A 13,437-nucleotide genomic window follows, 5' to 3' on the forward strand; every position below is an offset into this window, starting at 1 on the left:
CAGGCCAAAAACGGGTGCTTCTGCATGTTGTTTTGTTTTTTGATCTAGGCTTTTTTTCTAGGGTCTACTATCTAACGTCCAGTATCTAGAATCCGGTGTTTTGCTTATTGGGGTTGCTGGCGTTATGGTTTGCTTCCCAGAGTTTGGCGTACTTCATCATGGGGTAGAAGCCTGAGAAGAACGAATAGATAAAGCCCGGTACGCCGTTCCAGATGCAGCCTTTAATTAAATACGTCTTAAAAAACGCAATAGGGCATTTTAAGACCATGAGCGCGAACGGCACCTCTTTCTTTTTCTCATGCAGGCTCACCGCGGCTGCCGTGCTGTACTGGTTCATCTTCCTGAAGTAGTCCTGAATATCCTTGTAGCTGTAGTGCAGCATCTCGCCTTTTAGATCACCTAGAGTGCCGTTCAGCCTCACTTTCTCGTGCACCGCGGCGGTGTCATAATTGCCATACTGTTTGTTGAACAGCCTCAGAAATTTCTTAGAGGCCTCAGACTTGATGCGCGCGCCCAAGAACATCAACGGAATACGAACATAATACCCTGCGTGGGTAGGAGCGGGTTGGCTCAAGACGGCTTGTATCTCTGACCGCAGTTGGTCCGTGACCACTTCATCGGCGTCTACAGACAATATCCAGTCATGAGAAGCTAATTCCACAGCAAAGCGTTTCTGTTCTCCGTAGCCGGTAAATTTCCTGTATTCTACACGGCACCCGTGCTCTTGGCAAATCTGCAGGGTCTGGTCCGTGCTGCCAGAGTCTACCACCACCAGCTCGTCACACCAGGATAAGGCCTGCAAGGTGGTTCTCAGAATTTCGCCTGCGTTTAAGGTGATCAGGACGGCACTTATTTTCTGCATAGACTTTGTAAAACGCAAGAAGAGATTGGGTAGGTAAACTTTTTTGCTGGCAGTGAGTTAGCTAAAGAAAAGGCTGGTATTCTGGTAGAAAAACAGAGGTTTCTAGAGCGTATTGTAAACATCTGCCCTAATATTCGTATGCACCTATGTATATTTAATTTCTATATTTGCGTATAGGTACCTTTATCAGAGCTGTAAAAGTACAAATTTAAGTCAAATGAGCGAACAGAGAGGGAATTCAATGAGTAAAGAGGAAAAGGACGCCCGCTTTGAGGCGGAGTTAATGCCGGTCATTTCCTCTCTCTATAACTTCGCCTTCCGTCTTACCCTGGACGAAGACGATGCCAATGACCTTGTGCAGGAGACTTATCTTAAGGCCTATCGATTCTTTGATTATTTCGAGCCCGGAACTAATGCCAAAGCATGGCTGTTTCGCATCCTAAAGAATTCATTCATTAATGACTTCAGAAAAAAGAGTAAACAACCTGCCAAAGTAGACTACTCTGAGGTAGAAGGTTACTACAATTCTGAAGACGTGGACACCGAGGGAGACAGCTCCGGAGGAACCACGGATCTGCGCATGGAAAGTGTGCAGGACCTGATAGGGGATGAGGTGGCAAGTGCGTTAAACTCTCTGCCAGTAGACTTTAGGACGGTAATCATTCTTTGTGACTTAGAAGGATTCACCTATGAGGAGATGGCCAAGATCTTGGACATTCCAATTGGGACCGTGCGGAGTAGACTACACCGGGCAAGGCACTTCCTGAAGGAAAAGCTAGAGAAATACGCTAAATCGATGGGTTATAACAGCTAACAGGGCATACATGATGGGAACGACAATTACAGACGAAAAAATGAGCGGCTCCGCCTCTGAGGAGAATCACCATTCTGATTGTGAGAAGGTGGTAGACGTGTTTGAAAAATGGCTGGAGGGCAAAGCCTCTGAAGCCGATGAAGAGTTTCTGGCCGAACAGGCCGATGAATGCTCTCCTTGTTTTGAAAGCATTGACAAGCAAAAGCAGTTTGTCCAGTTCCTAAACAACGCCCTGCGCAGACCTGGCACACCCGCCTCTCTGGTAGACACCATCAAAACTAAAATTCACCATAGCGCTTAAGTTCTTTAAGCCTCCCCATCCAGGATGCAAGGTAAAATCATCATCTTCTCGGCACCGTCCGGAGCCGGCAAAACCACTATTGTTCATCACTTAGTTAAGCAACTGCCGGAGTTAAGTTTCTCTATCTCAGCGTGTACGCGTGACCGCCGCGGGCGCAGTGAAGAAAATGGCAAAGACTATTACTTCATTACGCCAGAAGAGTTTAGAGAGAAGATTGACAATGATGAGTTTGTGGAATGGGAAGAGGTCTATGAAGGCGCTTTCTACGGTACTCTCAAATCTGAAATTGAACGCATCTGGGCAGAGGGCAAACATGCCATCCTGGATGTGGACGTCAAAGGCGGCCTAAGCGTGAAACACTTTTACGGTGATCGTGCTTTGGCCGTTTTTGTAAAACCTCCTTCCATAGAAGAACTCTCTAAGCGTCTGGTTGCCCGCAACACAGACTCTGCCTCCAGCATTTCTAGCCGCGTGTTCAAAGCCAAGTTTGAAATGAGCTTTGAAGACAAGTTTGACACCGTGATTGTGAATGAGCATTTACAGGAAGCGTGTGAAAAAGCAGAAAAGCTGGTGCGCGACTTCATCTACCAAGAGGACGCTATTCTGTAGGCATGCGGGTGGGTCTGCTCTTCGGGTCATTTAACCCTATCCATATTGGGCATTTGATTCTGGCCAACTTCATGGCCACCAATGCCAATGTAGACACGGTTTGGCTGGTGGTGAGTCCGCAGAACCCGTTCAAGCCCAGCAACAGTCTGTTGCATGAGTTTGACCGCCTGCACATGGTGCGCCTGGCTATTGCCGACAATCCCGATCTAGGTGTGACGGACATTGAGTTTAGAATGCCCAAGCCAAGCTACACCATAGACACGCTCACCTGGCTCAAGGAGAAATACCCCACCTATCAGTTTTCCCTGATTATGGGTGAAGACAACCTGGCCACATTCCATAAGTGGAAAAACTACGAGCAGATTCTGGACCAGCATGAGATCTTGGTGTACCCAAGACCCGGTAGTGCGCCAATTCCAGATGCTTTGGCTGGTCATGCCAGAATACAAGTGGTAGAAGCCCCCTTGCTAGACATTTCGGCTACCTTCATCAGGAAATGCCTTAAAGAAAATAAGTCGGTGCGGTATCTATTGCCCGAAGTGGTGGAGGACTACATCAAATCTAAAAAGCTGTATTCTTAGCTTTTGATCATTATTCATCTAACTAGTGCAAGAAACTTTAGGCTGAGGCAAAATATTTGTAACCTTCTGATTATAGTTGCGTTTAATAATAGTTACGCCTTTTGGTGTATTAGTTAAATGCAATTTTATCTAAAGTAAAGCTTGTGCTTTTGAACGGTCAGGTGTAATTTGCTATTCGTTTCAGGGCAAGAGCAGATAGAAGAATGAGTGATCAAATCCTATTTTCAGATACATACCTCACACTTTCTTACCACAAATCCTTAGACTGTATTTATGCAGATTGGATAGGTTTCCAGAACCTGCAGACTATACAGGATGGGTGTGAGCGTTTATTAGAAGCAATGGTGGAGAAGGGTTGCACCAAAGTATTGAATGACAATACCCGGGTAGAAGGCATCTGGTCCAGCGCCGCCGAGTGGGTGGGGGTTGATTGGTTTCCTAGGGTAAGACAGGCGGGCATGAAGTGTTTTGCCTGGGTGTATTCACCCAGCGCTTTTAGCAGGCTGTCTACAGACAAGTCCCTCAGATTTACCAATGACGTAACAGGCATCCAGATCTTTGACCAAAGAGCCGAAGCCGAGGCTTGGCTGGCCGGAATCTTGGAGAAGTCAGTGAACTAAGCCATAAATTCTATTTCTAATTTAAAACGAAAAGGCCGCTCTTTGCAAAGAGCGGCCTTTTCGTTTTTGGCTTGTTTTGGCCAAAAGAGGCCAAAAAGGGGTATCAGATGGTCATGATCTCTGCTTCTTTCTTAGAAAGCAGTTCGTCCATCTTTACAATGTAAGAATCAGTTAGTTTCTGCACTTTGCCTTCGGCGTCTTTCACGGCGTCCTCGGCGGTGCCTTCTTTCTGCAGTTTCTTCAAAGAGTCGTTCACGTCCTTGCGGATGTTGCGCACTCTGATCTTGCCGCTCTCGGTTTCGTTTTTGGCTTGCTTTACCAATTCTCTGCGACGCTCTTCGGTCAAGGCAGGAATATTCAAACGCACGGCATCTGCCTCAGTCAAGGGATTCAAGCCCAGGTCGCTGGCTTTGATGGCTTTGCTGATCTCACCTATCATGTTTTTCTCCCATGGTCTGATCAACAGCGTGCGGGAATCTGGCGCAGAGATGTTGGCTACCTGTGAGAAAGCAGTTGGCGTGCCATAGTAGTCAACTTTTAAGTCTTCTACCATGGAGGCGCTGGCTCTACCGGCGCGTATCTTGGTGAGCTCTACGTTGGTGTGCTGCAAAGCCTTTTGCATAGACTCTTCGGCTTCGCTCAAATAAAAATTAATTTCTTCGGTCATTGGATTGTCAATTTAGAAAGATAACGAAGGGTGCCACCCCAGCCTTGGCCTATGGCGGCGCTAAGTTCTTAATTTATTCTTTAAATATATACCGTGTGCCAGCAGTTTGCTTACATAGAAACCAAGGTCCCTATTTTATCGCCGCTTACCAATTTGGCTAAGTTGCCGCGTTGGTTAATATCAAACACTACTATGGGTAGGTTGTTCTCTTTGCAAAGGGTAAACGCCGTCATGTCCATCACGTTCAGGCCTTTTTCAAACACCTCGTTAAACGTAATGTCTGTGTAGCGGGTAGCGGTTGGGTCTTTCTCTGGGTCTGCGGTGTAGATGCCGTCTACGCGCGTTCCTTTCAAAACCACGTCTGCCTCAATCTCAATGGCGCGTAAGCTAGCTGCTGAGTCTGTGGTAAAGTAAGGGCTACCAATTCCGGCGCCAAAGATAACTACGCGGTTTTTCTCCAGGTGACGCATAGCCCTGCGGCGGATGTACGGCTCGCATACCTGCTGAATGTTGATACCCGATAGCAAACGCGTGAAGACACCGGCTTTCTCTAAGGCACTCTGCAACGCCATGCTATTGATGACAGTGGCCAGCATGCCCATGTAGTCACCTTGCACTCGGTCCAAACCTACAGACTCAGCCTGTACGCCTCTAAAGATGTTCCCACCTCCAATCACCACGGCTACTTGCACGCCCATATCTACAGCAGACTTAATCTCCTCTGCATACTGCACCAGCATGTTGGTATCAATGCCATACTGCTGATCGCCCATCAAGGACTCACCGCTCAACTTTAGTAGTATTCGTTTGTATTGCATGCGCTTGTTTTAAAAGTATTATGGTAGATATGGAATTCCGTTTTTGGGCTATTTCTTGGAAAACAGGTGAAAAACGCCTTGGCTAGAAAAGCACCAGCACCTGGTTTTTCTCCACGTTCTGCTTCACGTTTACCTTGATAGCGCTCACCACGCCGTCACCAGGAGACTTGATGATGTTCTCCATCTTCATGGCTTCCAGAATCAAAATAGGATCACCTTTCTTCACTTCCTGGCCCACCTCCACTTTAATGTCCAGGATAAGTCCCGGCATAGGCGCCTTGATGTCATTGATCTTCTGCACCAGTGCTTGGTCCATGCCCAGGCTAGCCAGCAGCAAGTCCATGCGGTCCTGCACCTGCAGGGTATGCACGTTGCCGTTGATCTTGATCCGGAAGGTTTTGGTGTCTGCCTCTATGTCCAACAGCTCAGCGGTATACGATCGGCCGTCTTTGAGGATGTGGAAAGAGGTAGGAGTGAGTGGGAGTAAATCCCAGGTAAAAGGTGTGTTGTTAAGAAGGATCTGATTTTTCTCTAAGACAACTTGCCACGTTTGGGCGGCTGATTTTACCTGCAACATGAAGCGGAGGGTTAAGACCGTGTGTACGTAAGTTTGAAAGTAATTTCTCAACTTAGCCTCACAAAGTTAATAATTTCCCTGCATGAACCATATCCTTTCCCGCGCCTTCTTCGCCTTTGGCGTCAGTCTTTTCCTGGCAGGGTGCGCCGCCAAGCAACCTAGTACGCCTATAGCCTCTTCAGAAGAAACCGGAATGGCTCTGGACACCACCGCTCTTCTGGATTCTGTAGCGGCGTTTGCCAAGCCTAAGACCAGCAACGGCCCCTACCAGCCCGCCGCAGAGCGCAAAGTAGATTTGCTCCACACCCGGCTGGCTGTCAAGTTCAACTGGGCCAAGCAGCAACTGATGGGCGAGGCCACCTTGACGCTAAAACCCTATTTCTATCCGCAGACGCAAGTGGTGCTAGATGCCAAGGGCTTTGATGTGCACAAGGTGGAGTTGCGCCAAGGCAAGATGGGGAAGGCACTGCCCTTTACCTATGACCAAAAGCAAATCACCGTTCAACTGGGCAAGAGCTATACGCGCAAAGACACGCTTCAACTGTTTATTGCCTATACCGCCAAGCCCACTGAGTTGAAGGTGACGGGCAGCGACGCCATTGTGGCGGACCAAGGTTTGTATTTCATCAATCCCCTGGGCACCGATCCTAACCTTCCTCAGCAGATTTGGACCCAGGGCGAGACAGAATCCAGCTCCTGCTGGTTTCCTACTATTGACAAGCCCAATGAGCGCATGACCCAAGAACTCTTCATCACTATTGAGGATAAGTTCAAGACCTTGTCTAATGGAAGATTGGTATCTTCTAAGAAAGAAGCCAACAACCTGCGCACAGACCATTGGAAACTAGACCAGCCCCACGCGCCTTACTTGGCCATGATGGCCATTGGGAACTATGCCGTGATTAAAGACACCTGGCGCGGAAAGGAAGTAAGCTACTGGGTGGAACCAGCCTACGCAGCCACCGCCAAGGCCACGTTTGGGCGAACTCCAGAAATGTTGGAGTTTTTCTCCCAAAAGCTAGGCGTGAGTTTTCCTTGGAATAAATACGCGCAAGTGGTGGTGCGCAACTTTGTGTCTGGCGCCATGGAGAATACCACCGCCTCTACCTTTATGGAAGCTTTACAACAGGACCGCCGCGAACTGCTAGACAAAAACTGGGACCATATCATTGCGCATGAGTTGTTCCACCAGTGGTTTGGCGATTATGTCACCACCGAGTCCTGGGCTAACCTTCCCTTGAATGAATCCTTCGCCGATTATTCTGAGTACCTCTGGGCTGAACATAAATATGGTCCTGAAGAAGCGGCCCTCACGCACCAAGAGGCCTTTCACCAATACCTGCAAGAGTTCCAGTCTAAACAGGAGCCGTTGATCAGGTACAAATACCTGGACAAGGAAGATATGTTTGACAGTCACTCGTATGCCAAAGGCGGACGGGTACTGCATATGCTCAGAAAGTTAGTGGGAGATGAGGCCTTCTTCGCCTCCTTGAATCTGTACCTCACGCTACATAAGTACACCTCAGTAGAGATTGACGAGTTGCGCCTTGCCTTTGAAGATGTCACTGGCCAAGACTTGAACTGGTTCTTTAACCAATGGTTCTTGAGCCCGGGCCACCCTGTGCTAGCAGTAACCAAATGGCAAGCGGGAGATTCCTTAAAGATAAGAGTCGCCCAACTACAGGATAGCGTTACCCGGCCTGTTTACCGTTTTCCATTAACCATAGAGGTAAAGAAAGGGGACAAAAGGGAAAGGGTGGTGTTTCAGATAGCAAACAGAGTGGACACGCTTTCAATTCCTATGACGCATTTACACGAGGTGTTTATAGTGGACCCAGAGCAAGAGTTACTGGCGCAGATCATGGAGGAGAAGACGCCAGAAGAATGGGAAGCCCAGTTCATGGATGGTTCTACCTATGCCGCCAAGTCTTTGGCGCTGTTCCATTTGATAGAAGGTGAGAAGCGATCAGAGCCCGTGATGGAGAAAGCGTTGTCAGATCCCTTCTGGAAGATAAGAGCGCTGGGCCTGGAGCTGCTGGCAGGCTCTGAGAAGTTAAAGGAAAGACAGTACCAATCTAGGTTGCAGCAACTATCTCAGCAGGACAAGAATAGTCAAGTAAGAGCCATGGCCATATATGTATTGAGCAACGTGCCAGAAATTGCCTCTACTACCTTTGAACGCGGCCTACAGGATAGTTCTTACCAAGTAGTGGGCGCTTCCATATTTGCCTATGCCAAAGCCAAGGGGCCGCTTGAACCGTTGAAAAAGTTTTTAGGCTATAAAAATCCAGAGGTGGTGAACGCCTTGGCCGCCAGTTTCACAGAATCAACAGAGGATGAAATCTATGATTGGTACTTGCAGAGAGCGCCGCAACTCAAGAATGAGAACCTGTATTACTTCTTGCAAAGCTTTGGCGCGTTCCTTTTGAAAAAAAATATTGATGACCAGGAGAGAGGATGGAAGGTGCTAGTAGAGGTGGTAGAGAAAGAGAAGGTAGCGGTAGTGAAACAGACTGCCTTTCAAGTGCTTCTGTGGATAGCAGAAACCGAAGACCGTAAGATGGAAGTGTCTAAACTGTTGGAAAAGCACCCGGATTTAGCTGCCTGGATGAACCAGCAACCATAGCCAGAGAAAATATTTTTGCCCAAATGTTTGACACGGAACAAAAAGCCGTTAATTTTGCATCTCCTTAGAACGGAATCAGCGATTGAAGACGGAAAAAGGGTTCTTTGACAAAAAGATTGGGGGGATTCCAGAGTGGCCAAATGGGACGGACTGTAACTCCGTTAGCGTAAGCTTTCGAAGGTTCGAATCCTTCTCCCCCCACACTTAGATTGGTTAGAAGCTGAAACAAGGTTACAGGTTGTTTTAAAAAGGCTTCTGATTTTTTACCAGGAAACAAGCGGGAGTAGCTCAGCTGGTAGAGCGACAGCCTTCCAAGCTGTAGGTCGCGGGTTCGAACCTCGTCTCCCGCTCTTGAAAGAAAAAAGGAGGATGCAGCGCAAGCTGCATCTTTTCCTTATGCCGACGTAGCTCAGGGGTAGAGTACTTCCTTGGTAAGGAAGGGGTCGTGGGTTCAATTCCCATCGTTGGCTCGAAGAGTAATATTATTTGTCAAATAATACGTCTATTCAACTCAGAACTTAATACTATCTAAAATGGCTAAAGAACAATTTGATCGCTCCAAACCGCACGTAAACATCGGTACTATTGGGCACGTTGACCACGGCAAAACAACCTTGACTGCTGCTATTACTCAGGTTTTAGCGGGCAAAGGTCTAGCCGCAAAAAGAGATTTCTCTTCTATTGATAACGCTCCAGAAGAAAAAGAGCGTGGTATTACTATTAACACGTCTCACGTTGAGTACGCTACTGAGAACCGTCACTACGCGCACGTTGACTGTCCTGGTCACGCTGACTATGTGAAGAACATGGTTACTGGTGCTGCTCAGATGGATGGTGCTATCTTGGTAGTTGCTGCTACAGATGGTCCAATGCCACAAACTCGTGAGCACATCCTTTTGGCTCGTCAGGTAGGTGTTCCTGCTCTTGTTGTGTTCATGAATAAAGTGGACATGGTAGACGATCCAGAATTGTTAGAGCTAGTTGAAATGGAAATCAGAGAGCTTCTTTCTTTCTACGATTTCGACGGTGATAACATCCCAGTTATTCAAGGTTCTGCCCTTGGTGGTTTAAACGGCGATGAGAAATGGGTGAAAACCATTGAAGAATTGATGGATGCAGTAGATAGCTACATTCCAATTCCTGCTCGTTTAACTGACCTTCCATTCTTGATGCCAGTTGAGGACGTGTTCTCAATCACTGGTCGTGGTACAGTAGCTACTGGCCGTATTGAGCGTGGTATCATCAACTCTGGTGAGCAAGTTGATATCTTGGGTATGGGTGCTGAAGGCTTGAAATCAGTAGTAACTGGTGTAGAGATGTTCCGCAAGATCCTAGACAGAGGTGAAGCTGGTGACAACGTAGGTCTATTGCTTCGTGGTATTGAGAAAACTGATATCCGTCGTGGTATGGTTATCTGCAAGCCAGGTTCAGTAACTCCTCACTTGAAATTCAAAGCTGAAGTTTACGTTCTTTCTAAAGAAGAAGGTGGACGTCACACTCCATTCTTCAACAACTACCGTCCACAGTTCTACTTAAGAACTACTGACGTAACTGGTGTTATCACTTTGCCAGAAGGTGTTGAGATGGTTATGCCTGGTGACAACATCACTATCACTGTTGATTTGATCAACAAAGTAGCGATGGAGAAAGGTCTACGTTTCGCTATCCGTGAGGGTGGTAGAACAGTAGGTGCTGGTCAGGTAACTGAAATCCTTGACTAATTAGTCATAAAAAATAAAATCCGCTCTACTACTTCAGTGGAGCGGATTTGTTTTTTTGAGAAACAAATAATACATTTGCACTCCATTTAACGATGGCGTGCATTTTTTTACGGGAGTAGCTCAATTGGTAGAGTAGTGGTCTCCAAAACCATTGGTTGTAGGTTCGAGTCCTACCTCCCGTGCAACAGAAGTTAATAGCAGCAAAAGAATGGAAAAGCTGAGAAAATTTTTCAATGACACAGTAGAGGAGATGCAATACAAGGTCTCCTGGCCAACCTATTCTGAACTACAGAAGAGTTCTATCTTGGTATTGGTAGGGTCATTGGTGTTTGCTCTACTGGTAGGTGCTATGGACTTGGTATACGATTCCACCTTGTCATGGTTTTATAACCAATTCTAAAAAAGAAGAGGACGCATGGCAGATTTAAAGTGGTATGTAGTACGCGCTGTATCAGGTCAAGAGAAGAAAGCAAAATCTTATCTTGAGAATGAGGTGGCTCGTCATAATCTAACGGAGATGGTGCCCCAGGTGCTAATTCCGTCTGAGAAAGTCTATGAGATGCGTAACGGCAAGAAGCGGGTGCGTGAGCGAAGTTTCTTTCCAGGATATGTGCTGGTGCATGCAGATTTGGCCAATGGTGAGATTGAGCACTTAATTACTAGTACCCCTGGCGTTATTGGTTTCTTAGGAGCTGGAACAGGAAGCGCGCCGTCTAAGCCGGTTCCTTTGCGCATGTCTGAAGTTAACCGAATCTTAGGAAAGGTAGACGAGACAGACGAGCAAGTGGAGACGTTGGAGACTCCTTTCATTGTAGGAGAGACCGTGAAAGTAATGGATGGCCCATTCAATGGTTTTGCCGGTACAGTGGAAGAGGTGTTTGAAGAGCGCCGCAAATTAAACGTGATGGTGAAGATCTTTGGCCGAAACACGCCAGTAGAACTAAACTATATGCAGGTAGAAAAAGAACAGTAGTAATAAATAATAATGGCAAAAGAAATAAAAGGTTATCTGAAGCTTCAGGTAAAGGGAGGCGCCGCGAATCCATCGCCGCCGATTGGACCTGCACTTGGTTCTAAAGGCTTGAACATTATGGAGTTCTGCAAGCAGTTCAACGCTAGAACTCAGGATAAAGCCGGCCAAGTATGCCCAGTTTTGATTACAATTTACACTGACAAATCATTTGACTTTGTAATTAAAACTCCACCGGCACCGGTTTTATTGATGGATGCAGCTAAAATCAAAGCTGGTTCTAAGGAGCCTAACCGTAACAAGGTTGGTTCTGTAACTTGGGATCAGATTAGAGAGATTGCAGAAATCAAAATGCCTGACTTAAACGCATTCAAAGTTGAGTCAGCAATGAAATTGGTTGCAGGTACCGCGCGCAGCATGGGAATCACAGTGTCTGGTACGGCTCCTTGGAGTGAGTAATTAAAAAACAAATGGCTAGAATTTCTAAAAACAGAAAAGCAGTTTTAGCGAAGTACGATCCTGCCAAGGAGTACGCATTGTTAGAGGCTGCGAACGTTGTGAAAGAGATCACTTTCACCAAGTTCGATGCATCCGTTGACATTGACGTGCGTTTGGGGGTTGATCCTCGCAAAGCTGATCAGATGGTAAGAGGTGTTGTGACACTTCCCCATGGAACCGGTAAAGATGTTCGTGTATTGGTGCTTTGTACGCCTGACAAAGAGCAGGAAGCAAAAGACGCAGGAGCGGACTTCGTAGGTTTAGATGAGTACATCCAGAAGATTGAAAAAGGATGGACTGACATTGACGTAATCATTACCATGCCAGCGGTAATGGCTAAAGTAGGTAGATTAGGTAGAATCCTAGGACCACGTAACTTGATGCCGAACCCTAAAGCAGGTACTGTAACTACAGATGTTGCCAAAGCAGTGAAAGAAGTTAAGGCTGGTAAAATCGACTTTAAAGTTGACAAAACCGGTATCATTCACACCAGCATCGGTAAAGTATCTTTCGGACCAGAGCAATTGTTTGAGAACGCTACAGAAGTAATCGCTACTTTGAACCGTTTGAAGCCCTCTTCTGCCAAAGGAACTTATATTAGAAGCATCACATTGTCTAGTACAATGAGCCCTGGTGTGGTGGTAGATAAAAACTCTATTTAACGAGACGAAGAGATGACAAGAGAAGAAAAAGAAATCATTGTACAGGACTTGGGTGAAAAGTTTGCTCAGTCTGGATTCTTCTACATCACTGATGCTTCAGAACTGACGGTAGCAACTATCAATAGCTTCAGAAGACTTTGTTTTGACAGAGGGATTGAATACAAAGTGTACAAGAACACTTTGATCCGCAAAGCCCTAGATACTCTTGATGCAGATACATCTTCAATGGATGTAGCCTTGAAAGGTTCTTCTGGGATTTTGTTTGCCAATGGCGCAGGAAATGGTCCAGCAAAATTGCTGAAAGATTTCCGCAAGACTGGCGCAAAGAAGCCTCTTTTGAAAGGTGCTTACATTGACAGCAGCATTTACCTAGGTGAAGAGCAGTTGGATGCGTTGAGCAACATCAAATCAAAAGAAGAATTACTGGGAGACCTTATCGGACTTCTTCAGTCACCAGCCAAAAACGTTATCTCTGCTCTACAGAGCGGTGGCAACATCCTGGCCGGCGTAGTGAAGACTTTATCAGAAAGAGAACAATAAACTTAAATTTAAAACAACTTTTAATTACTAATAAAAATGGCAGATTTGAAAGCATTCGCTGAGCAGTTGGTTAACTTAACTGTAAAAGAGGTTAATGAACTTGCTACGATCCTTAAGGATGAGTATGGTATTGAGCCAGCAGCAGCTGCTCCTGTTATGATGGCTGGTGGTGCTGGTGGAGACGCTGGAGCTGCTGCTGAAGAAAAAACATCTTTTGATGTTATTCTTAAGTCAGCTGGTGCCTCTAAACTAGCAGTTGTGAAGCTGGTTAAAGAATTAACAGGCCTAGGCTTGAAAGAAGCAAAAGAACTAGTTGATGGTGCTCCAAAGCCATTGAAAGAAGGTGTTGCTAAAGATGAAGCTGATTCATTGAAAAAAGCATTGGAAGAAGCTGGTGCTGAAGTGGAGGTTAAGTAATCCACACTACACCATCCATTACCACTAAGGGTTAGACCTGGCAATTTCGTCAGGTCTTTTCCTGTTTGTACCTAGAAAGGAATTTCTAGAAAAATTAATGGCTAGTGCCTGATTCTCAGGCCTTAGCGCGACAAAGTTTAAACGTTTAAATCAG

17 protein-coding genes and 4 tRNA genes are annotated in these 13,437 nt (G+C 46.3%); 17 read left to right on the plus strand and 4 right to left on the minus strand.

The features are described from left to right. Positions 1-85: 85 nt before the first annotated feature. Positions 86-862 carry a glycosyltransferase family 2 protein gene (locus TH61_RS09440; protein WP_066508564.1) on the minus strand — a complete coding sequence of 259 codons (777 nt, stop codon included), beginning with the start codon at positions 860-862 and terminating at the stop codon, positions 86-88. Positions 863-1,079: 217 nt separating this feature from the next. Between TH61_RS09440 and TH61_RS09445 the strand changes: the two genes are divergently transcribed. The 5 genes from TH61_RS09445 (at position 1,080) to TH61_RS09465 (ending at position 3,787) form a co-directional block, all read left to right on the plus strand. Further along, entirely contained in the window at positions 1,080-1,676 is a 597-nt protein-coding gene (locus TH61_RS09445) for a sigma-70 family RNA polymerase sigma factor (RefSeq protein ID WP_066508566.1), read from the plus strand. Positions 1,677-1,686: 10 nt separating this feature from the next. Then, positions 1,687-1,977 (plus strand): hypothetical protein, encoded by a 291-nt coding sequence (locus TH61_RS09450; RefSeq protein WP_157600677.1) that lies wholly within the window; start codon positions 1,687-1,689, stop codon positions 1,975-1,977. A gap of 24 nt (positions 1,978-2,001) precedes the next feature. Further along, complete coding sequence (gmk, locus tag TH61_RS09455) at positions 2,002-2,586, plus strand: guanylate kinase (RefSeq protein WP_066508568.1); 585 nt, start codon at positions 2,002-2,004, stop codon at positions 2,584-2,586. Positions 2,587-2,588: 2 nt separating this feature from the next. After that, a complete protein-coding gene (nadD, locus tag TH61_RS09460; RefSeq protein ID WP_066508570.1) occupies positions 2,589-3,167 on the plus strand; it encodes a nicotinate (nicotinamide) nucleotide adenylyltransferase in 579 nt (192 codons plus the stop codon). Positions 3,168-3,370: 203 nt separating this feature from the next. Beyond that, the gene (locus tag TH61_RS09465) at positions 3,371-3,787 is read left to right on the plus strand and encodes a hypothetical protein (protein ID WP_066508573.1); all 417 of its coding nucleotides are present in this window, start codon (positions 3,371-3,373) and stop codon (positions 3,785-3,787) included. A gap of 103 nt (positions 3,788-3,890) precedes the next feature. Here the strand turns inward: TH61_RS09465 and frr are convergent, their stop codons facing one another. The 3 genes from frr to TH61_RS09480 all read right to left on the minus strand — a co-directional run bounded on the left by frr (position 3,891) and on the right by TH61_RS09480 (position 5,849). After that, positions 3,891-4,454, minus strand: a complete 564-nt coding sequence (frr, locus tag TH61_RS09470) for a ribosome recycling factor (protein WP_066508574.1) — start codon at positions 4,452-4,454, stop codon at positions 3,891-3,893. 110 nt (positions 4,455-4,564) lie between these two features. Next, positions 4,565-5,272 (minus strand): UMP kinase, encoded by a 708-nt coding sequence (gene pyrH / locus TH61_RS09475; RefSeq protein ID WP_066508575.1) that lies wholly within the window; start codon positions 5,270-5,272, stop codon positions 4,565-4,567. 82 nt (positions 5,273-5,354) lie between these two features. Next, positions 5,355-5,849 carry an acetyl-CoA carboxylase biotin carboxyl carrier protein subunit gene (locus tag TH61_RS09480; protein WP_066508576.1) on the minus strand — a complete coding sequence of 165 codons (495 nt, stop codon included), beginning with the start codon at positions 5,847-5,849 and terminating at the stop codon, positions 5,355-5,357. 82 nt (positions 5,850-5,931) lie between these two features. On the opposite strand from TH61_RS09480, the gene TH61_RS09485 reads away from it, so the two are divergent. The 12 genes from TH61_RS09485 to rplL all read left to right on the plus strand — a co-directional run bounded on the left by TH61_RS09485 (position 5,932) and on the right by rplL (position 13,283). Next, the gene (locus tag TH61_RS09485; RefSeq protein ID WP_066508579.1) at positions 5,932-8,475 is read left to right on the plus strand and encodes a M1 family metallopeptidase; all 2,544 of its coding nucleotides are present in this window, start codon (positions 5,932-5,934) and stop codon (positions 8,473-8,475) included. A 118-nt stretch (positions 8,476-8,593) separates the two neighbouring features. After that, a tRNA-Tyr gene (locus tag TH61_RS09490) sits at positions 8,594-8,676 on the plus strand. A gap of 76 nt (positions 8,677-8,752) precedes the next feature. Next, a tRNA-Gly gene (locus tag TH61_RS09495) sits at positions 8,753-8,825 on the plus strand. Positions 8,826-8,873: 48 nt separating this feature from the next. Then, positions 8,874-8,945, plus strand: a tRNA-Thr gene (locus TH61_RS09500). A 63-nt stretch (positions 8,946-9,008) separates the two neighbouring features. Beyond that, complete coding sequence (gene tuf, locus TH61_RS09505; RefSeq protein WP_066508582.1) at positions 9,009-10,196, plus strand: elongation factor Tu; 1,188 nt, start codon at positions 9,009-9,011, stop codon at positions 10,194-10,196. A 109-nt stretch (positions 10,197-10,305) separates the two neighbouring features. Then, a tRNA-Trp gene (locus tag TH61_RS09510) sits at positions 10,306-10,378 on the plus strand. A 26-nt stretch (positions 10,379-10,404) separates the two neighbouring features. After that, positions 10,405-10,596, plus strand: a complete 192-nt coding sequence (gene secE / locus TH61_RS09515) for a preprotein translocase subunit SecE (protein WP_066508583.1) — start codon at positions 10,405-10,407, stop codon at positions 10,594-10,596. A gap of 15 nt (positions 10,597-10,611) precedes the next feature. Further along, positions 10,612-11,169, plus strand: a complete 558-nt coding sequence (nusG, locus tag TH61_RS09520; RefSeq protein ID WP_066508584.1) for a transcription termination/antitermination protein NusG — start codon at positions 10,612-10,614, stop codon at positions 11,167-11,169. Between the two features lie 12 nt (positions 11,170-11,181). Continuing rightward, the gene (rplK, locus tag TH61_RS09525) at positions 11,182-11,625 is read left to right on the plus strand and encodes a 50S ribosomal protein L11 (protein WP_066508587.1); all 444 of its coding nucleotides are present in this window, start codon (positions 11,182-11,184) and stop codon (positions 11,623-11,625) included. A gap of 11 nt (positions 11,626-11,636) precedes the next feature. Continuing rightward, complete coding sequence (gene rplA, locus TH61_RS09530) at positions 11,637-12,326, plus strand: 50S ribosomal protein L1 (RefSeq protein ID WP_066508590.1); 690 nt, start codon at positions 11,637-11,639, stop codon at positions 12,324-12,326. A 12-nt stretch (positions 12,327-12,338) separates the two neighbouring features. Continuing rightward, positions 12,339-12,866, plus strand: a complete 528-nt coding sequence (gene rplJ, locus TH61_RS09535) for a 50S ribosomal protein L10 (protein WP_066508591.1) — start codon at positions 12,339-12,341, stop codon at positions 12,864-12,866. Between the two features lie 36 nt (positions 12,867-12,902). Continuing rightward, positions 12,903-13,283, plus strand: a complete 381-nt coding sequence (gene rplL, locus TH61_RS09540; protein WP_066508593.1) for a 50S ribosomal protein L7/L12 — start codon at positions 12,903-12,905, stop codon at positions 13,281-13,283. The last annotated feature ends 154 nt before the right edge of the window (positions 13,284-13,437 follow it).

Origin of the sequence: Rufibacter sp. DG15C, from assembly GCF_001577755.1 — a bacterium.
GTDB lineage: Bacteria > Bacteroidota > Bacteroidia > Cytophagales > Hymenobacteraceae > Nibribacter.

Bases quoted from the DNA above. Each gene is read 5' to 3' on its own strand.
- nusG (WP_066508584.1), top strand. From the start codon at position 10,612: ATGGCAGATTTAAAGTGGTATGTAGTACGCGCTGTATCAGGTCAAGAG.
- TH61_RS09465 (WP_066508573.1), top strand. From the start codon at position 3,371: ATGAGTGATCAAATCCTATTTTCAGATACATACCTCACACTTTCTTAC.
- nadD (WP_066508570.1), top strand. From the start codon at position 2,589: ATGCGGGTGGGTCTGCTCTTCGGGTCATTTAACCCTATCCATATTGGG.
- tuf (WP_066508582.1), top strand. From the start codon at position 9,009: ATGGCTAAAGAACAATTTGATCGCTCCAAACCGCACGTAAACATCGGT.
- gmk (WP_066508568.1), top strand. From the start codon at position 2,002: ATGCAAGGTAAAATCATCATCTTCTCGGCACCGTCCGGAGCCGGCAAA.
- frr (WP_066508574.1), bottom strand. From the start codon at position 4,454: ATGACCGAAGAAATTAATTTTTATTTGAGCGAAGCCGAAGAGTCTATG.
- rplK (WP_066508587.1), top strand. From the start codon at position 11,182: ATGGCAAAAGAAATAAAAGGTTATCTGAAGCTTCAGGTAAAGGGAGGC.
- TH61_RS09485 (WP_066508579.1), top strand. From the start codon at position 5,932: ATGAACCATATCCTTTCCCGCGCCTTCTTCGCCTTTGGCGTCAGTCTT.
- rplJ (WP_066508591.1), top strand. From the start codon at position 12,339: ATGACAAGAGAAGAAAAAGAAATCATTGTACAGGACTTGGGTGAAAAG.
- TH61_RS09450 (WP_157600677.1), top strand. From the start codon at position 1,687: ATGATGGGAACGACAATTACAGACGAAAAAATGAGCGGCTCCGCCTCT.
- rplA (WP_066508590.1), top strand. From the start codon at position 11,637: ATGGCTAGAATTTCTAAAAACAGAAAAGCAGTTTTAGCGAAGTACGAT.
- TH61_RS09480 (WP_066508576.1), bottom strand. From the start codon at position 5,849: ATGTTGCAGGTAAAATCAGCCGCCCAAACGTGGCAAGTTGTCTTAGAG.
- secE (WP_066508583.1), top strand. From the start codon at position 10,405: ATGGAAAAGCTGAGAAAATTTTTCAATGACACAGTAGAGGAGATGCAA.
- TH61_RS09440 (WP_066508564.1), bottom strand. From the start codon at position 862: ATGCAGAAAATAAGTGCCGTCCTGATCACCTTAAACGCAGGCGAAATT.
- pyrH (WP_066508575.1), bottom strand. From the start codon at position 5,272: ATGCAATACAAACGAATACTACTAAAGTTGAGCGGTGAGTCCTTGATG.
- TH61_RS09445 (WP_066508566.1), top strand. From the start codon at position 1,080: ATGAGCGAACAGAGAGGGAATTCAATGAGTAAAGAGGAAAAGGACGCC.
- rplL (WP_066508593.1), top strand. From the start codon at position 12,903: ATGGCAGATTTGAAAGCATTCGCTGAGCAGTTGGTTAACTTAACTGTA.